The sequence below is a fragment of the Bradyrhizobium sp. SZCCHNR1051 genome (assembly GCF_032489615.1).
Lineage (GTDB): Bacteria > Pseudomonadota > Alphaproteobacteria > Rhizobiales > Xanthobacteraceae > Bradyrhizobium.
This window is the reverse complement of record NZ_JAUEYJ010000034.1, coordinates 1-21,126: the sequence shown is the minus strand read 5'-3', so window position 1 is coordinate 21,126 and position 21,126 is coordinate 1. Positions and strand designations below refer to the sequence as shown.

Here is a 21,126-nt window from a genome sequence, read left to right as displayed (position 1 = left end):
CATCATCTCCTAGGACATCTTCGTGGTGGGTTTGCCGGGCTCGCGCAGCGCGATGTAGATCGCGGGGATCACGAGCACGGTGAGCAGGGTGGATGAGGCCAGGCCGAACAGCAGCGAGATCGCCAGCCCCTGGAAGATCGGGTCGAGCAGGATCGTCGCCGCACCGATCATCGCCGCAAGCGCCGTCAGCAGGATCGGCTTGAAGCGCACGGCGCCAGCCTCCAGCACGACGTCGCGCAACGTCTTGCCCTCGCCGCCGCTGTGGCGGATGAAGTCGACCAGCAGGATCGAGTTGCGGACAATGATGCCGGCCAGCGCAATGAAGCCGATCATCGACGTCGCCGTGAACGGCGCGCCCAGCAACCAGTGGCCGAGCAGGATGCCGATCAGGGTCAGCGGGATCGGCGTCAGGATCACCAGCGGCAGCCGGAAGCTCTTGAACTGCGCCACGACCAGAACGTAGATGCCGAGGATGGCGGCGCCGAATGCGGCGCCCATGTCGCGGAAGGTCACGTAGGTGATCTCCCATTCGCCATCCCACAGCAGCGTCGGGCGGGACTCGTCCTTGGGCTGGCCGTGGAAGCCGATCACGGGCTTCGGCAGCTTGCCCCAGTCATGGGCGTCGATCCGGTCGGCGACCGCGAGCATGCCGTAGAGCGGGGCCTCGAAGCGGCCGGCGAGTTCGGCCATCACCATGTCGGCAAAGCGGCCGTCACGGCGGAAGATCGTCGGCGATCCCTCTTCCATGGTGGCCTTCACGACCTGGCCGAGTTCGACGACGGTCTTGCTGCCGGGCACCGTGTTGGCGGGCACCGGCGTCGATGCCAGGGCCTGACTCCAGCTCTTGTCGTGCTTCGGCAGACGCACGGCGATCTCGATAGGATTGCGGTCTTCGCCGCGATGCGAGTAGCCGACCGAGACGCCGCCGAACAGCGTCTGGATCGTGTCGTAGACGTCGCGCTGCTCGACACCGAAGAATTCGAGACTGTCCTGATCGATCGACAGTCGCAGCCGCGGCCGTCGCTGACCGATGGAATCGTCGATATCGACGATGAAGGGAACGTCGGCGAAGACCTTCTTGAGTTCGGTGGTGACGGCGCGCCGGGTCGCCGCGTCCGGACCGTAGATCTCCGCCAGCAGGGTGGCGAGCACCGGAGGCCCGGGCGGCACTTCGACCACCTTGATGCTGGTGCCGGCCGGCACAGGGATGCTCTTCAGCCGCTGGCGCAGCTCGAGCGCGATGTCGTGGCTCGCGCGCTTGCGGTCGCCGCGCGCGGCGAGATTGACCTGGAGCTCGCCGAGCTCGGGCCGCTCCCGCAGATAGTAGTGCCTCACGAGACCGTTGAAGTTGAACGGCGCCGCCGTGCCGGCATAGCTCTGCACGGTCGTGATCTCCGGCAGTCCATGCGCGATATCGGCGGCCGCGAACAGCGTGCGCTCGGTATCCTCCAGGCTCGCGCCTTCGGGCAGATCGACCATCACGGCGATCTCCGACTTGTTGTCGAACGGCAGCAGCTTGACGGTGACGGACTTGGTGGCGAACAGCGTCATCGACAGCAAGGTGGCGATACCGACGCCGAGCAGGAAGATCCAGGCGGAGCGCTTGCTGGCGACGATCGGGCGCGCGACGCTTCGGTAGATGCGTCCGAGACGGCCTTCGCCATGCGCGTCATGAGAGCCTGCCGAGGCGCTGGTCGACCTCGGCGCCAGCCGCAGCATCAGCCACGGCGCCACCACCATGGCGACGAAGAACGAGAACAGCATCGCCGCCGAGGCGTTGGCCGGGATCGGCGCCATGTAGGGGCCCATCAGTCCCGACACGAACAGCATCGGCAGCAGGGCGGCGACCACGGTCAAGGTCGCGACAACGGTGGGGTTGCCGACTTCGGCGACCGCCTCGATGGTGGCCTGCAGGCGCGGCCGGCCGTCATGCATGCCCCAATGGCGCGCGATATTCTCGACCACGACGATGGCGTCATCGACCAGGATGCCGATCGAGAAGATCAGGGCAAACAGGCTGACACGGTTGATCGTGTAGCCCATCAGATTGGCGGCGAACATCGTCAGCAGGATCGTGGTCGGAATCACCACGAAGGTCACGAGGGCCTCGCGCCAGCCGATGGCGACCGCAATCAGCACGACGATCGAGATCGTGGCGAGGCCGAGATGGAACAGTAGCTCGTTGGCCTTCTCGTTGGCGGTCTCGCCGTAGTCGCGCGTCACCGTGACTGCGACGTCGCTCGGAATGAGACTGGCCTTCAGCCCTTCGAGGCGCTGCGCGATGTCGTGAGACACCACCACGGCATTGGCGCCGGCGCGCTTGGCGAGCGCAAGACTCACCGCCGGCACCCGGTGCCAGTCGCCCTTGTCGTTGCGGGCATCGTCCCAGACGCGATGCTCCGCGAGATTGGGGCCGATGACGACGGTGGCGACGTCGCGCACATAGACGGGACGACCGTCGCGCGTCGAGATCAGCAGCAGGCCGATGTCCGGGATACCCGTGAGCGTCTGGCCCGCGGCGACATTGCGCACGATGCCGCCGTCGCGAACGTCTCCGGCCATGAACGATCGGTTCGCGTCCTTTACCTTGGCGACGAGCTGCTGCAGGGTCACGCCGAACAGCGACAGTTTTTCCGGATCGGGCTCGACCCGGATCTGCTGGGCACCGCCGCCGGAGATATAGGTCAGGCCGATATTGTCGACCTTGGTCAGCTCCGCCCGCAGCTTGTCGGCGAGCTCGTAGAGGTCCTTGTCGGACCAGCGCCCGGCGGCTTCAGGCTTCGGCGACAGTGTCAGCACAGTGACGGCGACGTCGTTGATGCCGCGGCCGACGATCAGCGGCTCGGGAATGCCGACGGGGATGCGGTCGAGGTTGGCGCGTAGCTTCTCGTGGACGCGCAGGATTGCGTCCTCGAACTTGGTCCCCACCAGGAACCGCGCGGTGACCATGACACGGTCGTCCTCGGTCTGGCTGTAGACGTGCTCGACGCCATCGATCGCTTTGACAATGGTCTCCAGCGGCTTCGTCACGAGCTCGACGCCGTCAGGCGCACGCAGGCCGTCGGCGTTGACACGGATGTCGACCATCGGCACGCTGATCTGCGGCTCTTCCTCGCGCGGGATCACGACGACGGCGATGAGGCCGACCACGAGCGCCGCGAGCAGAAACAGCGGCGTCAGCGGCGAGGCGATGGTCGCCTGGGTAAGCTTGCCTGAGAGTCCGAGTTTCACGGCTGCACCAACTGGTCGCCGGCGCGCAGGCCGGACAGGATTTCAAGTCCATCGGGGAGATCGGCGCTCGGCAGAGCGCGGCCGCGCTGCACCGGAACGCTCACCTTCTGCGTCCCTTGCTGCAACTGGACATAATCGATGCCGAACCGTGTTGTGACGTAGCGCTGCGGGATCACGTAGGCATCGCGTTGGCCGCCGGAGATCCAGACCCGGAGCCGGTCGCCGACGAAATACTGGCCGAGACCGGAGACGATCGCGTCGGCCACGACACGGCCTTCCTCGATCTGCGGATAGACCAGGTCGATCACACCCCATTTGTCGGCGCTGTCACCGAACTCGGCGCCGTCGACCCGCACCCTGTCGCCCGCCTTGAGAAAGAGAGCGTGCCGCTCGGGCACGCGCAGTCGCAGCTTGAAGTTCTGCTGCGCCACGGTCACCACCGGATCGCCCGGCAGAACGACCGATCCGACGGCAACGAGCTTTTTCAGCACGCGGCCGTCGTCGGGCGCCAGCACTTGGCCTTCGCTCATCTGCTGGTTGACCACGGCACGCTCGGCGGTCTTGGCCCGCAGCCCGTTCTCGGCGACGTTGAGCGCCGTGCGCGTCTCGTCGAGCTTGATGCGGGGCAGGGTGCCGCGCTCGACGAGGCCCTCGGTGCGCGTGAAGTCGATCTGCGCCTGGTTGGCTTGCGCCTGCAGCGCTTCGATCTGGGCGTCGAGCGATTTGATCTGCAGGGCCAGCTTTTCATCGCCGATCAAGGCGATGGGCTGGCCGCGCTTGACTGGGTCGCCTTCGCGCACCGAAAGCTGCACGATGGTGCCGCCGATGCGGCCGCGGGCAGGGACCACGCTGATGCTCTCCACCGTCGCGAACACCGCCTTCTCGTCGGCGACCTGCCGTGGCGCCACCGTCAGCGTCTCCGCAAGGGCCGGCACCGCCTGCCACGCCATCGCGGCGACCAAGCTCAGGACCGATAATCTGCGCATCAGCCTATTCCTGTCTCTTCTATTGACCTAAATCGGGTAAAGCGAAACATCCGTGGGCGGTACAGACATCCCACCGGGATACGGGTTCCCACTTGATGCTAGTCAAGTCGGCGGGATCGCGCCGTCATAGTCTCGGCGCAGGTTTCGGCGGCCGCGTTGCGCAATAGACCTGATAGAGGGTCTTCAGGACCTCGCGAGCCGGCTCGCTGGTGATCGAATAGTAGATCGTCTGCCCCTCGCGCCGCGCGGTGACCAAGCCGTCCTTGCGCAGCAGTGCGAGGTGCTGCGAGACGGTCGAGTCACGCAGGCCGAGGAATGCAGCAAGCTCGCCGACAGACCGTTCGTTGTCGACCAGCTGGCAGATGATCAGGAGCCGGTGCCGGTTCGACAGCGCCTTCAAGAGGTCACTGGCCTGGTCGGCCGCCGCTTCCATGATGTCAGCATTAAATTTCATAGTTGCGTATATACAGATATTCGAATATATAGTCAAGGCCAGCTCGTAAGGTCGCGGCTGGGCGAAACAATAACGAAGCAAGGCGATGGAGGACCCAATGGCGGATGTTGTCGTGATCGGAGCGGGGCTGAGCGGCTCCCTGATGGCCTATGAATTGTTGCCCCAGCTGAGAAAGGAGGATCGCGTGACCGTCATCTCGCAGGGGTCCTCCTATCATTTCGTGCCGTCCAACCCGTGGGTCGCCGTCGGTTGGCGCAAGCGCGACGAGATCGAGATCGATCTGGTCGACGTCATGCAGCGCAAGGGCATCCGGCTGTTGACGCAGGGCGCCAAGAGGGTGCACGCCGCCGAGAACCAGGTCGAGCTCACGGACGGCGCCATGGTGGCTTACGACTATCTCGTCGTCGCGACCGGTCCCGAACTCGCCTTTGATGAGATTCCAGGGCTCGGACCGGATGGACATACGCAGTCCGTGTGCCATGTCGACCACGCCGCCCATGCCAAGGCGGCATTCGACAGGCTGGCCGAGAAGCCTGGCCCGGTGATCGTCGGCGCGGTGCAGGGCGCATCCTGCTTCGGACCGGCCTACGAATTCCTGTTCATCCTGGAGACCGAGCTGCGCCGCCGCAAGCTGCGCGACCAGGTGCCGATGACCTTCGTGACATCCGAACCCTATATCGGTCATCTCGGCCTCGACGGTGTCGGTGACACCAAAGGCTTGCTGGAGAGCGAGATGCGCGAGAAGCACATCAAGTGGATCACCAGCGCGCGCGTCACCAAGGTCGAGGACGGCCGCATGTTCGTGGAGGAGATCGCCGACGACGGCTCCGTCCGCAAGACGCATGAGCTGCCGTTCGCCTATTCGATGATGCTGCCGGCATTCCGCGGCGTCGGCGCCGTCAGAGGCATCGACAAGCTGACCAATCCGCGCGGCTTCGTCGTCGTCGACAAGCATCAGCGCAATCCGACCTTCCCCAACGTGTTTGCCATCGGCGTCTGCGTTGCGATCCCGCCGATCGGGCCGACGCCGGTGCCGGTCGGGGTGCCCAAGACCGGTTTCATGATCGAATCGATGGTGACGGCGACGGCCTTGAACATCGGGGCGCTGCTGCGCGGCCAGGAGCCAAAAGCCGAGCCGACCTGGAACGCGATCTGTCTTGCCGATTTCGGCGATTCCGGCGTGGCCTTCCTGGCTCAGCCGCAGATCCCGCCGCGCAACGTCAACTGGTCGTCGAAGGGGGAGTGGGTGCACTACGCCAAGGTCGCCTTCGAGAAGTACTTCCTGCGCAAGATGAGGCGCGGGACGCCCGAGCCGTTCTACGAGAAGTTCCTGCTCGACCGGCTCAACATCGCCAAGATCAAGGAAGTCAGGACCGGGACATGAGCAACGGCTTGCAGATCGTGTGCGGCCATTGCGGGCAGATCAACCGTCTGCCCGCGGACCGGGCGCCGGCGCAGGGGAAATGCGGCAAGTGTCATACGCCGCTGTTCAGCGGCCATCCGATCGAGGTCGACCAGCCCGCGTTCGAGCGTCATGTCGCGCATAGCAGTTTGCCGCTGCTCGTCGACGTCTGGGCGCCGTGGTGCGGCCCATGCCGTGCGATGGCGCCAATGTTCGCACGTGCGGCCCAGGAGCTGGAGCCGCGTGTGCAACTCCTTAAGCTGAACTCGGACGAGGCGCCGGAAGTTTCGGCACGGCTCGGCATCTCCGGAATTCCGACCATGCTGCTGCTGCAGCAGGGTCGGGAGCTGGCGCGGATTTCGGGTGCGATGGACTCGCAACGAATCGTCGCCTGGACACTGTCCGGCCTGCGGCAATAGCCGTACGGCCGGACCGGCACTTGCTTGATTACGCTCAAATGCAACCATGAGGGAGTATGTCATGAACGTCGACAAAGCAGTTCTCACCTTCGCAGGGATCGTCGTCCTGCTCAGTCTGGCCCTGGGCTGGTACGTCAGTCCCTATTGGTTCTTGCTGGCGGCCTTTGCTGGCGTGAACATGATCCAGGCCTCGTTCACGGGCTTCTGTCCGGCAGCGATCGTCTTCAAGAAGCTGGGGCTCAAGAGCGGCAACGCGTTCTCCTGAATCGGTCGGAAGGACGGCAAGATGAAGCGAGGATATCATGGCTGACTCGGACGAAACCTATATCGTCGGGCCGCTCTACAAGGCGCGCGAAAAGGTCTATCCGGCGGCCGTGCACGGCCGCTTCCGTCGCATCAAGTGGACGATCCTGTGCATCACGCTCGGCATCTACTACCTGCTGCCCTTCGTCCGCTGGGATCGCGGTCCCGGCATGCCGAATCAGGCGGTGCTGGTCGACTTCCCGCATCGCCGGTTCTACTTCTTCTTCATCGAGTTGTGGCCGCAGGAGGTCTACTACTTCACGGGGCTGTTGATCATCGCGGCGGTCGCCCTGTTCCTGATGAATGCAGTGGCCGGCCGGCTGTGGTGCGGCTACCTCTGTCCGCAGACGGTGTGGACCGACCTGTTCTACGCCGTCGAGCGCTGGGTGGAGGGCGATCGCCGTGAGCGCATCCTCAGCGACAAGCGCGGCTGGACCTTCACCCATATTCGCCAGGCCGCGCTCAAGCACTTCCTCTGGATCATGATCGGCTGGTGGACCGGCGGCGCCTGGGTGCTGTATTTCGACGATGCGCCGACGCTGGTGAAGGATCTGGCCACCTTCCAGGCGCCGTTCATCGCCTATCTCTGGATCGGCATCCTGACGGCGACGACCTACGTGTTCGCCGGCCACGCCCGCGAGCAGGTCTGCATCTACATGTGCCCGTGGCCGCGCATCCAGGCCGCGCTGACCGACGAGTGGGCGCTCAACGTCACCTACAAGGGCGACCGCGGCGAGCCGCGCATGTCGGTCAAGAAGGCGGAAGCCGCACGGCTGCAGGGCGCACCCGCCGGCGACTGCATCGACTGCCACCAATGCGTCAACGTCTGCCCGACCGGCGTCGACATCCGCCACGGCATCCAGCTCGGCTGCATCCAGTGCAGCCTATGCATCGACGCCTGCGACAGCGTGATGACCCAGATCGGCCGTCCGACCGGCCTGATCGGTTACGACACCGACATCAACGTGCAGCGCCGCAAGGAAGGCAAGCCCGAGATCTACCGGATCATCCGGCCGCGCACGGTCATCTATGCGAGCTTCATCGCGATCGTCGGCGGGATCATGCTGTACTCGCTGGCGACGCGCGGCACGATGGGCATCAACGTGCTGCATGAACGCAACCCGCTGTTCGTGCAGTTGTCGGATGGCGGCGTCCGCAACGACTACACGGTCCGTCTGCTCAACAAGCGCGGGCCGCGCGACTTCGTGCTGGACGTCGTGGGGCTTCCGAACGCCAAGGTGACGGTGGCCGGCGAGACGCGCGAGCAGGACGGTCGCATGGTGATCGATGTCGGCCAGGACCAGACCCGCGAGATCCGCATGTCGATCGAGGCCAAGGGGGCCGACCTTCCCTCCGCGCCGGTGGACATCGAGATCAAGATCACGGATCCGGCGACCGGGACGTCGGTCAGCAAGCGCGATCACTTCGTTCCGGGGACACGATAGAGCAGTGTCGTTCGATCGCCGATTGTAAGGCGTTGGCGATTCTGTTGGCTCATCGGGATTGATCGAGGGAGGAGCAGTCGCTCCTCCCTCGATTGCTGAGTCCGGTTGTTCCAAATCAATGCCGGCTCGAAGTCGCAAGCAGAGCATTCTCGCGTCAAGGGATCGAAAGCTTTCCTACTGGCGGAGAAAGACAGATGTTCAAGGTCGCAATTCTCATCTGGGTCATGCTGGGCACCGTGCTTGCAGGCAGTGCGGTTACGGCATTGTTGACGGTGCAGGGGCTGGTTGCGAGCCCGATGAAGGACCTCCCGTTGGCGGCGTTGGTCGGATTCGTCGTCGCCATGCCGCTATCCTATCTCGTCGCCGCGAAGATCAGCCGCAATGGTGGGCGTAGCCGAACGGCGTGAGGGCCGCAGCCGGCAGGCATGTGCAGTATCCTCGGAGCGCCTGCTCAAGATCGCCGCCGACGACGGGCCGGATCATCGTGCTGTTCCGGCCTGATCGTCATGCACGAGCCGCGGGAGCGCCAGTCTGGCGCCGTCCATGAAGAGGTCGATCGCATCACGCACGGTTTGCTCGAGGTCGGATGGAACGGGTGTCTCGTAGATGAACTTTCGGATCGCGAGATAGAAGATGCGTCCGTGCAGTCCCCAGAACATCTCCGTCTCGCGGCTGCCGAGAGGGCAGGTGGCGGCGTCTGGGAGCTGCAATTCATGCCGCAGCTCGATCGCGGCAGGCTCGATGATCTCGCGTCGGACGAGGTCGAGATAGCGACCGGTGATGCCGAACGACTTCATGCCCGAGAACACGAAGATCCGCACCCAATTATATTCGAACACGCGCGCCACATAGTCGAGATAGAATCCGGTTAGCCGTGCCTTCAGCGGATGGCTGCGATCGCGGATCAGCGGGCCCCAATCCTGCGACCAGCGGCTCAGATAGACCTCCTGATAGACGCGCTCGATGAGGGCTTCCTTGCTGGGGAAGTGCCGGTAGATCACCGAATGCGCGATACCCATGCGCTTCGCGAGTTCCCGCGTCTGGCCTTCGAAGCCGCGCTCGGCGAAAAAGCGGATGGCTTCATCCACGATCACGCGCTCGCGGTCGGCGGCGCGCATGTTGCGGCGCCTCGCGCGAGGGCGGCCGTCGGTTCTTCGCGGGCCTCCACCAACGCGGCCGTTTGTCTCAGCGTTCGCTGTCTTCGAGGTCTTAGCCATGGTCTCATCGATTGCGGCGACAGCCTGCTTGATACCCGAAAGCAGATTTGTGACCAATCGTTCGTTTCTGGTTGACCGCGCTGCCGCCGCGTGCAACTCTTTTAAGACCAGATGGTCACAAATCTGGGACTCCGGGCTGGCGAGCCCTGGCGGCGAGGAACGGATGAAAGCGAGGGCTTTCAGCTATTTTCGTGCACACACGATCGGCGAGGCGCTCGAGGCTCATGCGGGCGCCGGCGATGATGCACGCTTCATTGCCGGTGGCCAGAGCCTGGTTCCGGCGCTGGCGTTGCGTCTTCAGGCGCCGCGTATTCTGATCGATATCAATCACATTGCAGAGCTGCGCGGCGTCACGCGGGACGGCGAGTGGTTGCGGATCGGCGCCTTGACCCGGCACTGCGAGATGCTGACCGATCCGCTGATCGCCGAGTTTGCGCCGCTGTTGCGCGCCGCAGCGCCGTTCGTTGCGCACCCTGCCATCCGCAATCGCGGGACCTTGGGCGGCAGTGTCGCGCTGGCGGACCCGGCCTCCGAATTTCCGGCGATGGTGCTGGCGCTCGACGCCGAGATCGAGATTGCCGGCTCGTCCGGCCGGCGCCGCGTCAAAGCCGATGACTTCTTCACCGACCTTTTTGAGACGGCGATCGCGTCTGGCGAGATCCTCGTCGCAGTTCATGTTCCTCTCTTCAAAGCCGGCCAGCGCATTGCGTTCGATGAACTGGCCCGCCGGCGCGGCGACTATGCATTGGTCGGTTGCGGCCTGCTCGCGACCTGTCAGAGCGATCTGATCGAGCGCATCCGCATTGCGTTCTTCTCGGTCGGCAATGTCCCGACCCGTGCGAGACATGCGGAGGAAGCGCTGACGGGCGGCCGGATCGATGCCGGACGGATTGCGGCTGCCCAGGCTGCGCTTGATGACGATCTCGCGCCTGCTGACAGCGACGACGTTCCGGCGGCGATGCGCCTGCATCTCGCACGCGTTCTGCTCGGCCGGCTGCTGGGACGGATCGGAGATGCCGCATGAGCGCGCTGGTCGACATCGAGGCCGACGAGCAGGTCCGCATTCGCCTCATCGTCAACGGCCGCAAGGTGGCTTGTGACGTCGCGCCTCGCGACACGCTGGTGGATTGTCTTCGCCAGCAGCTCGAATTGACCGGCACGCATGCCGGTTGCGAAATGGGCGCCTGCGGCGCCTGTCTGGTTCAGCTCGACGGCGCAGCTGTGCATGGCTGCCTGATGTTTGCCGTGCAGGCCGACGGCGCGCGGATCGATACGATCGAGGGGCTCTCGGAGAGCGGCGTGATCGCCGACCTGCAGGCCGAGTTTCATCGGCGCAATGCGCTGCAATGCGGGTTCTGCACGCCGGGCATGCTGATCACCGCTCATGAGCTGCTGACCCGTGCTGCACGGCCGAGTCGCGAGACCATCCGCGACGCGCTCTCGGGCAATTTCTGCCGCTGCACCGGATATGAAGCGATCGTTGACGCCATCGCCGCGGTGGCTGCGGCGCGGTCGGCAACGGCATCGCAGGACGCGGAGGGCTCGTCGCGATGAGCGCGCCGCTGACCTCGCTGGACCGTCCGAATTCCTATATCGGCCGCTCCGTGCCGCGACCGAATGCGAAGCGGCTGCTCGCCGGACGCGGGCGCTACGTGACCGACATTCGCCTGCCTCGCATGCTGTACGCAGCCTTCCTGCGCAGCCCGTATGCTCATGCACGGATCATCCGCATCGAGGTCGATGCAGCGCGGGCGCTTTCGGGCGTGCATCTGGTCGCGACCGGCGCTGATCTTGCGAAGATCTGCACGCCTTGGACCGGGACGCTCGATCATTTCAAGGGCATGACGTCCGAGCCGCAGCTGCCGTTGCCGGTGGATCGCGTCGTCTGGGCCGGGCAGGCCGTGATTGCCGTCGTCGCCGAGAGCAGGGCGATCGCGGAGGATGCGCTGGAGCTGATCTCGGTCGACTACGAGGAGCTGCCGGCGGTGGTCGATCTCGACGCCGCGCGCCGGCCGGGGATGCCGCTGGTCAATCCGGTTGCGGCGTCCAACATCTGTTTCCGCACGCAGCTCGACAGCGGCGGCGTCGATGAGGCCTTCGCGTCGGCCGCGCATGTGATCGAGGAAGAATTCAGCTTCGGCCGTCATACCCCGGTCACGCTGGAGCCGCGGGCCATCGTCGCGGATTATGATCCCGAGAGCGGCGCGCTGACGGTGCACCACGCCACGCAGACGCCCTACCAGTTCCAGGATCTGTACGCTCGCCACTACGGCATCCCGGAAGCCAGCGTGCGCGTGATCGCGCCCGATATCGGCGGCTCGTTCGGCATGAAGCTGCACGTCTACCACGAGGACATGGCGGTTGTCGGGTTGTCGATCCTGCTCGGGCGCCCGGTCAAATACGTCGCCGATCGCATCGAGTCCTTCGTGTCGGATATTCATGCCCGCGATCACCATGTCCGCGCGCGCATGGCCGTCGACGCCGACGGCCAGATCCTTGCCATGGACGTCCACGATGCCACGGCGATCGGCGCGTTCTCGACCTATCCGCGCACCAGCGTCGTCGAAGGCAATCAGGTCATCCGCCTGATCGGTGCGCCGTATGACTTCAAGTCCTATCGTGCCGCGCTCGAGGTCGTGTTCCAGAACAAGGTGCAGACCAGCCAGTACCGCGCGGTCGGACATCCCATCGCCTGCGCGGTTACCGAGCGCATGGTGGATCTCGCCGCAAGCCGCGTCGGGATCGACCCGTTTTCCATGCGCGCCAGGAATGTGATCGCCGACAATGCCTATCCGACGGCCTCGCCGAGCGGCTACAGGTTCGAGGCGCTGTCGCACGAGGTCTGCCTGCGGCGGCTGCGCGAGATCATGGACTACGACGCGCTGCGCGCCGAGCAGACCGAGCTGCATCGGCGCGGCATCTATCGCGGCATCGGCATTGCGACCTTCGTCGAGATCACCAACCCGAGCCCTGCGTTCTACGGCGTCGGCGGCGCGCGCATCTCCTCGCAGGATGGCGCGACCGTCAGCCTGACGCCGTCGGGCGAGGTGCGCTGTGCGATCTCCGTGACCGAGCAGGGACAGGGCACCGAGGCGATCATCAGCCAGATCGTCGCCGACCAGCTCGGCCTCGCCCAGGAGCACGTCAAGATCATCACCGGCGATACCGAGGTCACGCCGCATGGTGGTGCGACCTGGGCCTGCCGCGGCGCGGGCATCGGTGGCGAGACGGCACTGCAGGCCGCGCGAAAGCTCAAGGCGAACATTCTGGAGATTGCCGCGCTGGTGCTGCAGGAGCAGCCCGCCGCGCTCGACGTCGTCGACGGCCAGATCGTCAGTGTCGCGACGGGGCAGACGCGTCTGCCGGTCGCCGAGATCGCGCGCATCGCCTATTTCCGGTCCGACACCTTGCCACCGGGCACTCAGGCGCAACTGACCGTCAGTCATCATTTCGCGCCCCAGGGCTATCCCTTTGCCTTCACCAATGGCATTCAAGGCTGCTACCTCGAAGTCGACGTCGAGACCGGCTTCATCAGGCTGCTGAAGCACTACGTCGTCGAGGATTGCGGCCGCATCATCAACCCGATGCTGGTCGACGAGCAGTTGCGCGGCGGTGTCGTGCAGGGTCTTGGCGCTGCGCTGTTCGAGGAGTGCCGTTACGGTGAGACCGGCCAATTGCTCAACGGGTCGATGGCCGACTATCTGGTGCCGATGGCGATGGAGATGCCGGACATTACCATCGATCACGTCGAGACGCCGACGGCGGACACCATTCTCGGCGCAAAGGGCTGCGGCGAGGCCGGCACCGCGGCCGCGTCGGCCTGTGTGCTGAATGCGGTCAACGATGCGCTGATGCCCTTCGGCGCCTCCATCAACACCATTCCCATCACGCCTGCGCGCGTGCTCAAGGCGCTCAACCGGTTCTAAGAAATACGAATGAGGGAGGAGATCATGCCAAACTACGAGACGAGGCTGCGACGCACAGGAATATCCCGCCGTACGGCGCTGATGGGGATGTCGGCAGGTGTCGCCACGCTCGCGATGCCGCGCCTGGGACGCGCCGCCGATGACACCATCCGCATCGGCTTTCCGACGCCGCTGACCGGTCCCTTCGCCGCCGAGGCCCGCGACCAGGTCAAATGCGCCGAGCTCGCCGTCAAGCTGGTCAACGACAAGGGCGGGATCGCCGGCCGCAAGGTCGAGCTCCTGGTGCGTGACGACAAGCTCAATGCCGGCGAAGCGGCGACGCGGACGCTCGAGCTGATCGAGAAGGACAAGGTCCACGCCATCGTCGGCGCGCTCTCCAGCGCCGTCCAGCTCGCCGTCAACGAGGTGACGCGGGCGCGCGGCGTGATCTACGTCTCGATCAGCCAGTCCGACACCATCAACGAAGCCAAGGATTTCAGCAAATACACCTTCCACGAGGCGCTGAACCCGCACATGACCACAGCGGCCGTGGCCCGCCAGACCATCAAGAAGGGCATGAAGGTCGCCCATCTCGTGGCCGACTATGCCTATGGCCATGAGATGCTGCGCGGCTTCAAGCGGGCGCAGACCGCGATTGGTGCCGAGAGCGTCGGCGAGATCCTGCATCCGTTCGGTGCGGCCGACTATTCGACCTTCATGCCGCGGCTGATGTCGCTGCGGCCGGACGTGCTGTGCATCAGCAATTTCGGCCGCGACCAGGCCAACGCGATCAAGCAGGCGGTCGATTTCGGCATCAAGCAGCAGATGAAGATCGTGGTGCCGGTGATCCTGCACAATCAGCGCCTCGCCGTCGGTCCCGACGTGTTCGAGGGCGTCGTCGGCGGCGCCAACTATTATTGGGGTCTCGAGACACAGAACAAGACCGCGGCCGAGTTCAACAAGGCGTTCCGGGCCGCCAATGGCGGTGCGATCCCGACCGACTACGGCGCCTATGGCTACTCCGGCGTCGGCTCGCTGTTGCAGGCGATGCAGGCCGCCGGCGGCACCGAGACCGATAAGGTCGTCGCGGCGCTGGAGGGACTGCAATACGATCTGACCAAGGGCCCGCAGCATTACCGCAAATGCGACCACCAGTCGGTGCAGTCGGTGCTGGTGCTGGAATCCAAGAAGAAGTCGGCGATGGCGAACGAGAACGACCTGTTCGCGATCGTGGCCAGCGATCCAGGGGCGGACGAGATGCTGCGAAGCTGCAGCGAACTCGGCCACCCGACTTGATCCTGATCGCATGGACCTCTCGCTGATCATCATGCAGCTGTTTTCCGGCATCGCCCTTGGGGCGGTGCTGGTGATCACTGCGCTCGGCCTCACCATCGTGTTCGGCATGCTCGGCGTGGTCAATTTCGCCCATGGGGCGCTGTTCATGATCGGGGCCTATGCCGGTCTGTATCTGGCATCGCTGACCGGTAGCTTCTGGTGGGGCTTGCTACTCGCGCCAATTCTGGTCGGCGCGTTCGGCATGCTGATCGAATTCGTCCTGGTCCGACGTCTGTATGGCCGCTCGATCGATGATCCATTGCTGCTCACCTTCGGCCTCAGCTACATCCTGGTCGAGGGCGTGCGCATCGTGTTCGGCAGCGACGGCATTCCGTTTCCAACGCCGTCCCAATTGATCGGCGTCGTCGATCTCGGCGTCGGCTTCTTTCCCAAATATCGTCTGTTCGTGATCGCGCTCGTGGCCGTCGTGCTGCTGGTGCTCTGGTTGATGCTGGAGAAGACCCGCGTCGGCCTGATTGTTCGTGCCGGTGCCCGTGATCCCCTGATCATGCGTGTGCTCGGGGTCGACATCGGCAAGGTGTGGCTCGCGATCTTCGGCCTCGGCGTCGGCCTCGCCGCGCTCGGCGGGGTGCTGGCGGGACCCATGCGCAGCGTCAATCCCGAGATGGGAACGCTGGTGCTGGCGGAAGCCTTCGTCGTCACCGTGATCGGCGGCCTCGGCTCGATCGTGGGTGCCGTGGTCGCGGGGCTGATGGTGGGGATCTGCATCAGCATGGTCGCGCTGTTCGCGCCCGAGATGGCGACGATCGTGATGTTCGCGCTCATGGCCGCGGTCCTGCTGATCCGGCCGCAGGGCCTGTTCGGCCTCAGGGGGAGAGCGTGATGACGGTGCAGTCGACCGACGAAGCACCGCCGCTCCATCAGGCGCAGCGCCTCTTCGCTTTCCTCGCGGATCATCGCGTGCTGGTCTCGCTGGTCGCGCTGGCGCTGCTGCCCTGGCTGCTGCCGTCGAAGGCGCTCGCCGTGAACGTCCTGATCTACGGTGTCGTGGTGATGGGCTACAATCTCCTGTTCGGCTACACCGGTCTGCTGTCGTTCGGTCACGCCGCATTCTTCGGCACCGGCGCGTATCTGACCGGCATCGCCATCGGTCGCTGGGGCCTGCCGTGGTTTGCCGCGGTGCCGGTGGCGATCGCGGCGAGCACGGCGCTTGCCGCATTGATCGGAACCATCTCGACGCGAACCCGCGGCATCTATTTCTCCATGGTCACGCTCGCGCTGGCGCAACTTGTCTACTACGTGGCATTGCAGGCCTCCTCCTTCACGGGCGGTGAGAACGGACTGCGCGGCTTCACGGTCGACCACATCGGTCTGTTCGGTGCACAGATCAACTTCCTCGATCCCGTGAACAAGTATTACGTGCTGATGGTGCTCGCGGCGATCGCGATCTGGGTTCAGTCGCGCATCCTCAACTCGCCATTCGGCGCGGTCATCGAGGCGATCAGGGAGAATGAGCAGCGCGCGCGGGCGTGCGGCTACGACGTCGAGCGCTGCAAGCTGATCGTGTTCATGCTGTCGGGCGCGATCTCCGCCGTCGGCGGCTGCATGTCTGCGCTGCATCTGTCGATCGTGCCGCTCGACATCCTGCACTACCAGACCTCCGGCATGATCGTGATGATGGTGCTGCTCGGTGGCGCCCGCAGCTTTTTCGGGCCGTTCGTCGGCGCCGCGGTCTTCCTGATCCTGGAGGACGTCGTGTCGTTGTGGACGCCGCACTGGCAGATCGTGGTCGGCGCCATCTTTGTCGTGTTCGTGCTGTTCCTGCCCAAGGGCATCTGGGGCACGTTCCTGGACGCGCTGCCAATCGCGAGGGAGCGGCGATGAGCACCGAGCTGTTGCGCGCCGACGGGATCGGCCGTCGCTTCGGCGGCTTCGTTGCGCTCGAAGGCATCTCCGTCGCGTTCGCGGCCGGCGAGCTGACCTCGATCATCGGCCCGAACGGGGCCGGCAAGAGCACCTTCTTCAACATTCTCTCGGGCTCGCTGTCGCCGAGCAGTGGCACCTTGCGCTTCAAGGGCCGCGAGCTGAACGGCCTGCCACAGCATCGCTTCGTACATCAGGGCATCTCGCGATCGTACCAGATCACCAACATCTTTCCTGACCTGTCGGTCCACGAGAATGTCCGGGTCGCCGCCCAGGCGATGCGGGTGAGCTACGACATCTGGCGCAAGCGCGCCGATCTTGCCGAGCTCGGCGAACGCGCCGATGCGGCGCTCTCTGCCGTTGGCCTGATCGGCAGGCGCGGCGAGCTTGCGAAGTATCTGGCCCATGGCCAACAGCGCGCGCTGGAAATCGCGATTGCGCTGGTCTCCGAGCCGGAGCTGCTGCTGCTGGACGAGCCGACCGCGGGCATGGGGCCGGAAGAGACCAAGGAGATGGTCGCGCTGTTGGAGCGACTGGCGGAGAAGCGCACGGTGCTGCTGGTCGAGCACAAGATGAAGATGGTGCTGGGCCTGAGCCAGCGAGTGCTGGTGCTGCATCACGGCCGGTTGCTCGCCGATGGCAAGCCTGAGGACATCCGATCCAACCCCGACGTGCGCCGGGTCTATCTGGGACAGAGTGAAGGCTATGGCTGAGACCGCGTTGCTCGAGCTCGACGGCGTTCAGGCCTGGTATGGCGCCAGCCACGTCCTGCACGGCATCTCGCTGCGCGTGAACGAGGGCGAGGTGGTCGCGCTGGTCGGCCGCAACGGCGCCGGCAAGACCACGACGTTGCGCACCGTCATGGGGCTGATGCCCCGGGCCGCGGGGCGCGTGCGCTTTGCCGGCCATGATCTGCTGCCGCTTGCGGCCCACAAGCGCTTTCATCTCGGGCTCGCTTATGTGCCGGAGGAGCGCCGCATCGTGCCGGGCTTGTCGGTTCGCGAGAACCTGCGGCTCGGGCTCGTCGCGGCAAAGGCCGACATCGAGGAGCGCGCGGCGTTCGCCGAGATTGCGGAGACCTTTCCGCGATTGAACGAGCGGCTGGACCAGGAAGGCGTCACGCTGTCGGGCGGCGAGCAGCAGATGCTGGCGATCGCCCGCGCCTTGATCGCGCAGCCGCGGATGGTGCTGCTCGACGAGCCCTCCGAAGGCATCATGCCGGTGCTGGTCGAGGAGATGGGCGTGCTGTTCCGGCGGCTGCGCGACCAGGGCAAGACGCTGCTCCTGGTCGAGCAGAACGTCGAATGGGCGCTGCGGCTCGCCGACCGCGCCGTCATCATCGACCAGGGCGAGGTCGTGCACGAGAGCAGCGCCGCGGCGCTGCTGGCCGACAAGGATATCCAGGACCGCTATTGCGCGGTGTGATGCTTCGGACTGCGCCGGCATCATGACGCGCCATCTCCATCCGGCGCCGGCAACTGCGGCAGCCGGGCGAGGCTGACGCCGGCAGCCTGGTGACGGAACATGCGTTCGAGCAGCTCGGCGGCTTGTCTCGCCGCATCCGCCGGCGCGAGCCCGCTTTGGCGGACATTGGAGATGCAGTTGCGCTCGGAATCGACGCGGCCGCGGCGCGGCATCCAGGTCAGATAGAGGCCGAGCGAGTCGGCGGCGCTCAGGCCCGGGCGCTCGCCGATCAGGATGATCGAGGCCGACGCGCCGAACAGCTCGCCAACATGATCGGCGAGCGCGACGCGGCCCTGCGAAGCAACGATCACCGGCGACAGCCGTCGGCCGGTTGCAGCCAGGCGCGGCATCAGCGCATCGAGCACGGGCAGGGCGTTGACCTGCACCGCGCGGCTGCTCAGGCCATCGGCGACCACCAGCACGATGTCGGCCGGCGCGCGCGGCTCCGACAGCAGCGCTTCCGACGTGGGCGAGAGCAGGCGGCCTGCGTCGGGGCGCTGCAGATAGGTCGCGCGATCGGCGGCGCGGCTGTGCACGGCAAGCGCCGGCCAGCCATGCGCGGTGACCTCGGCCGCAAAGCGCTCGGCATCGAATGGCTTCAGCACGGCATCGCGCGCTTCGGCATGGGCAGCCTGGAAGCCGAGATGTGCCGACGTCGGCAGGCCAGGACCGCAGCGTCCCAACGCGATCCGTGCCTCGGTGTAGCGTGACAGCCAGCGCCAATCGTCCGATGACGAAGTTGCCGGCGAGTTGCTCTTGTCGGAGCCGCCCATCACTTGGCCTCCAACAGCGGCAGCGCCGGCATCAGCCGCGCCGGCTCGAAGCGCAGCTCGCCTCTGGAATCGCTGAGGCCGGTGGCCGCGAGCCAGGCCTCGAACTCCGGCGCCGCGCGCTTGCCAAGCACCTTGCGCACATAGAGCGCGTCATGGAACGAGGTGCTTTGATAGTTCAGCATGATGTCGTCAGCGCCCGGCACACCCATGATGTAGGTGCAGCCGGCGACGCCCAGCAGGGTCAGCAGCGCATCCATGTCGTCCTGGTCGGCTTCGGCGTGGTTGGTGTAGCAGACGTCGCAGCCCATCGGCAGCCCCAGCAGCTTGCCGCAGAAATGATCCTCCAGGCCCGCGCGCATGATCTGCTTCCCGTCGTAGAGATATTCCGGACCGATGAAGCCGACCACGGTGTTCACGAGCAGCGGCCGATAGCGCCGCGCGACCGCGTAGCAGCGAGCTTCCAAGGTCTGCTGGTCGACGCCGCAATGGCCGCCGGAGGAGAGCTCGCTGCCCTGTCCGGTCTCGAAATACATCACGTTGCCACCGACGGGACAGCGCTGCAGGCCTTCGGCCGCGGCGAGCGCCTCGTCGAGCAGCGACAGCGTGATGCCGAAGCCGCGATTGGCCTCCTCGCTGCCGGCCAGCGACTGGAACACGAGATCGACCGGCGTGCGGCGTTCGATCGCCTTCAGCGCCGTCGTGACATGGGCCAGCACGCAGGACTGGATCGGTGCATGCGAGGCAAGCCGCAAGGTCTCGATCAAGTCGAGCAGCCGTACCATCGTGTCGACGTCGTCGCTTGCCGGGTTGATGCCGATCGTTGCATCGCCGACCCCGTACATCAGCCCGTCGAGGATCGAGGCCGCGACGCCCTTGAGATCGTCGAGCGGGTGGTTGGGCTGCAGCCGCGTCGACATCCGGCCCGGCAGGCCGATGGTGCAGCGGAAGCGCGTCACGACCTCGCATTTCGCCGCGACCGTCACCAGGTCCTGCAGCCGCATGATCTTGCAGACCGCAGCAACCATCTCCGGCGTCAGCCCTGGCGATACGCCGCTGAGTGCATCTGCGTCGGCCGCATCCGATAGCAGCCATTCGCGGAAGTCGCCGACCGTGAGGCTTGCGACGGGGGCGAACGCCTTGCCGTCATGCTGGTCGACGATCAGCCGCGTGACCTCGTCGCTCTCGTAGGGAATGACGGCTTCGTTGAGGAAATGGCGCAGCGGCAGCTCGGCGAGCGCCATCCGTGCCGCGACGCGTTCGGCGGCATCCTGCGCGGCGAGGCCTGCCAGGACGTCGCCCGAGCGCAACGGCGTTGCCTTCGCAAGCAAGGTTCTGAGGTCGTCGAACCGATAGCGCGTGCCGCCCAGCGTGTGTGAAAAACCCATTGGTGCTCTCCTCAGCGGCTGCCGCGATCAGTCTCGGCGGCCCGGTCGATCACGGCGGATCGTCGGGACGGGAGAGCGGAAGAGGACGTCATATCGAGGACCTTTCTCGGCACCGCGCAGAGCGACATCATGCACGATATGTGTCCGCATCCGATGACCATTTTGCCGCGCGTCGCCGTCGATTTCGTGCGGGTTGCGTCGGCGGCGGCGTCGGCTAAGGTCGCGCGCCAAGCGACAACGCAACCCGAGAGGAACCTGACATGACGCGGATCCGCTGCATCACCGAGATGGGCATGGGCGTCGACGTCCATGGCCGCGACGCCACCAAGGCCGCCAGGCGCGCGGTGTCGGACGCGATCCGCCATTCCAGCCTCGGCTTCTTCCGAATGGTCGGCAAGACGCCGCAGGACATGCTCGTCGACGTCACCATCGGCGTTCCCGATCCGGAGGCTGTCGACACCGCCGCGGTCGCCAAGGAGCTGCCCTATGGCACGGTGACCGTGACCGCCGTCAAAGGTGGGCTGGAGATTCCGGCCGAGGCCGGCAGCGACGCCATCATCATCGCCAACGCGGCGGTGCTGGTCCATCTCGACGACGGCAAGTGACGCTCTCGCGCAGGGGTCATGCGCGTGGCGTTCTGATATGAATGTCAAACAGCATGTCATCGCGATCCCGCGGCGCGTTGCGCGCCCGGGTGATGATCGTACGGTGTCCCTCTTTGAACAGAGGGCGCAGGGAAGGCCGGGTATCCGCTGATACCCGCGGCCCCCGTGCGTGAAGAAGTGCACGGGGCAGGAACCACAGGCTCAGCCGGACGATCCCGGCCTTCCCTGCGCAACGGTTTTCCGGGTAGAGTCGAGGAAGGGCGCGGTGGCTTGGGCCATTCGGCAACGCCCCGTTTCCCTTCCCCGCTCATCGAACCG

The 21,126-nt window shown here is 65.5% G+C and carries 20 protein-coding genes; 14 read left to right on the top strand and 6 right to left on the bottom strand.

The annotated features are described in order from the left end of the window. Window positions 1-9: 9 nt before the first annotated feature. From QW868_RS31210 to QW868_RS31200, 3 genes are all read right to left on the bottom strand, one after another. Window positions 10-3,231 (bottom strand): efflux RND transporter permease subunit, encoded by a 3,222-nt coding sequence (locus QW868_RS31210; RefSeq protein WP_316232366.1) that lies wholly within the window; start codon window positions 3,229-3,231, stop codon window positions 10-12. Next, a complete protein-coding gene (locus tag QW868_RS31205) occupies window positions 3,228-4,217 on the bottom strand; it encodes an efflux RND transporter periplasmic adaptor subunit (RefSeq protein WP_315799098.1) in 990 nt (329 codons plus the stop codon). Before QW868_RS31205 ends, QW868_RS31210 begins: the two co-directional genes overlap by 4 nt. Window positions 4,218-4,341: 124 nt before the next feature. Further along, window positions 4,342-4,671 carry a metalloregulator ArsR/SmtB family transcription factor gene (locus tag QW868_RS31200; RefSeq protein ID WP_315739301.1) on the bottom strand — a complete coding sequence of 110 codons (330 nt, stop codon included), beginning with the start codon at window positions 4,669-4,671 and terminating at the stop codon, window positions 4,342-4,344. Between the two features lie 97 nt (window positions 4,672-4,768). On the opposite strand from QW868_RS31200, the gene QW868_RS31195 reads away from it, so the two are divergent. From QW868_RS31195 to QW868_RS31175, 5 genes are all read left to right on the top strand, one after another. Further along, entirely contained in the window at window positions 4,769-6,055 is a 1,287-nt protein-coding gene (locus tag QW868_RS31195; RefSeq protein ID WP_315757833.1) for an FAD/NAD(P)-binding oxidoreductase, read from the top strand. Next, window positions 6,052-6,492 (top strand): thioredoxin TrxC, encoded by a 441-nt coding sequence (gene trxC / locus QW868_RS31190; protein WP_315739304.1) that lies wholly within the window; start codon window positions 6,052-6,054, stop codon window positions 6,490-6,492. Before QW868_RS31195 ends, trxC begins: the two co-directional genes overlap by 4 nt. Before the next feature lie 61 nt (window positions 6,493-6,553). After that, complete coding sequence (locus tag QW868_RS31185; RefSeq protein WP_315739305.1) at window positions 6,554-6,757, top strand: DUF2892 domain-containing protein; 204 nt, start codon at window positions 6,554-6,556, stop codon at window positions 6,755-6,757. Window positions 6,758-6,794: 37 nt separating this feature from the next. Beyond that, complete coding sequence (ccoG, locus tag QW868_RS31180) at window positions 6,795-8,240, top strand: cytochrome c oxidase accessory protein CcoG (RefSeq protein ID WP_316232365.1); 1,446 nt, start codon at window positions 6,795-6,797, stop codon at window positions 8,238-8,240. 194 nt (window positions 8,241-8,434) lie between these two features. Then, the gene (locus QW868_RS31175; RefSeq protein WP_315739307.1) at window positions 8,435-8,647 is read left to right on the top strand and encodes a hypothetical protein; all 213 of its coding nucleotides are present in this window, start codon (window positions 8,435-8,437) and stop codon (window positions 8,645-8,647) included. Window positions 8,648-8,719: 72 nt separating this feature from the next. Here QW868_RS31175 and QW868_RS31170 read toward each other — a convergent pair whose 3' ends face one another. Then, entirely contained in the window at window positions 8,720-9,358 is a 639-nt protein-coding gene (locus QW868_RS31170; protein ID WP_315739308.1) for a TetR/AcrR family transcriptional regulator, read from the bottom strand. Window positions 9,359-9,620: 262 nt separating this feature from the next. Between QW868_RS31170 and QW868_RS31165 the strand changes: the two genes are divergently transcribed. Genes QW868_RS31165 through QW868_RS31130 form a run of 8 tightly spaced genes read left to right on the top strand, consistent with a single transcriptional unit; the run spans window position 9,621 to window position 18,006 of the window. Next, a complete protein-coding gene (locus QW868_RS31165; protein ID WP_316232383.1) occupies window positions 9,621-10,481 on the top strand; it encodes a xanthine dehydrogenase family protein subunit M in 861 nt (286 codons plus the stop codon). Beyond that, window positions 10,478-11,011, top strand: coding sequence for a (2Fe-2S)-binding protein (locus QW868_RS31160; protein ID WP_315777431.1), 534 nt, complete (start codon window positions 10,478-10,480; stop codon window positions 11,009-11,011). The genes QW868_RS31165 and QW868_RS31160 overlap by 4 nt, the downstream gene beginning before the upstream one ends. After that, complete coding sequence (locus tag QW868_RS31155) at window positions 11,008-13,383, top strand: xanthine dehydrogenase family protein molybdopterin-binding subunit (protein WP_316232364.1); 2,376 nt, start codon at window positions 11,008-11,010, stop codon at window positions 13,381-13,383. The genes QW868_RS31160 and QW868_RS31155 overlap by 4 nt, the downstream gene beginning before the upstream one ends. 24 nt (window positions 13,384-13,407) lie before the next feature. Next, window positions 13,408-14,658, top strand: a complete 1,251-nt coding sequence (locus QW868_RS31150) for an ABC transporter substrate-binding protein (RefSeq protein ID WP_315780372.1) — start codon at window positions 13,408-13,410, stop codon at window positions 14,656-14,658. Window positions 14,659-14,668: 10 nt separating this feature from the next. Then, window positions 14,669-15,541 carry a branched-chain amino acid ABC transporter permease gene (locus QW868_RS31145; RefSeq protein WP_315780374.1) on the top strand — a complete coding sequence of 291 codons (873 nt, stop codon included), beginning with the start codon at window positions 14,669-14,671 and terminating at the stop codon, window positions 15,539-15,541. Beyond that, on the top strand, window positions 15,541-16,542 hold the full coding sequence (locus QW868_RS31140; RefSeq protein WP_315780376.1) for a branched-chain amino acid ABC transporter permease: 1,002 nt from the start codon (window positions 15,541-15,543) through the stop codon (window positions 16,540-16,542). The genes QW868_RS31145 and QW868_RS31140 overlap by 1 nt, the downstream gene beginning before the upstream one ends. Next, complete coding sequence (locus tag QW868_RS31135) at window positions 16,539-17,294, top strand: ABC transporter ATP-binding protein (protein WP_315777436.1); 756 nt, start codon at window positions 16,539-16,541, stop codon at window positions 17,292-17,294. Before QW868_RS31140 ends, QW868_RS31135 begins: the two co-directional genes overlap by 4 nt. Continuing rightward, a complete protein-coding gene (locus tag QW868_RS31130) occupies window positions 17,287-18,006 on the top strand; it encodes an ABC transporter ATP-binding protein (RefSeq protein ID WP_316232363.1) in 720 nt (239 codons plus the stop codon). Before QW868_RS31135 ends, QW868_RS31130 begins: the two co-directional genes overlap by 8 nt. Window positions 18,007-18,026: 20 nt before the next feature. Here the strand turns inward: QW868_RS31130 and eutC are convergent, their stop codons facing one another. Next, window positions 18,027-18,818: an ethanolamine ammonia-lyase subunit EutC gene (gene eutC, locus QW868_RS31125; protein WP_316232362.1), complete on the bottom strand. Its 792-nt coding sequence runs from the start codon at window positions 18,816-18,818 to the stop codon at window positions 18,027-18,029. Then, a complete protein-coding gene (locus tag QW868_RS31120) occupies window positions 18,818-20,203 on the bottom strand; it encodes an ethanolamine ammonia-lyase subunit EutB (RefSeq protein ID WP_316232361.1) in 1,386 nt (461 codons plus the stop codon). Before QW868_RS31120 ends, eutC begins: the two co-directional genes overlap by 1 nt. 260 nt (window positions 20,204-20,463) lie before the next feature. Between QW868_RS31120 and QW868_RS31115 the strand changes: the two genes are divergently transcribed. Next, window positions 20,464-20,808 carry a Lin0512 family protein gene (locus QW868_RS31115; protein WP_316232360.1) on the top strand — a complete coding sequence of 115 codons (345 nt, stop codon included), beginning with the start codon at window positions 20,464-20,466 and terminating at the stop codon, window positions 20,806-20,808. Window positions 20,809-21,126 lie beyond the last annotated feature (318 nt).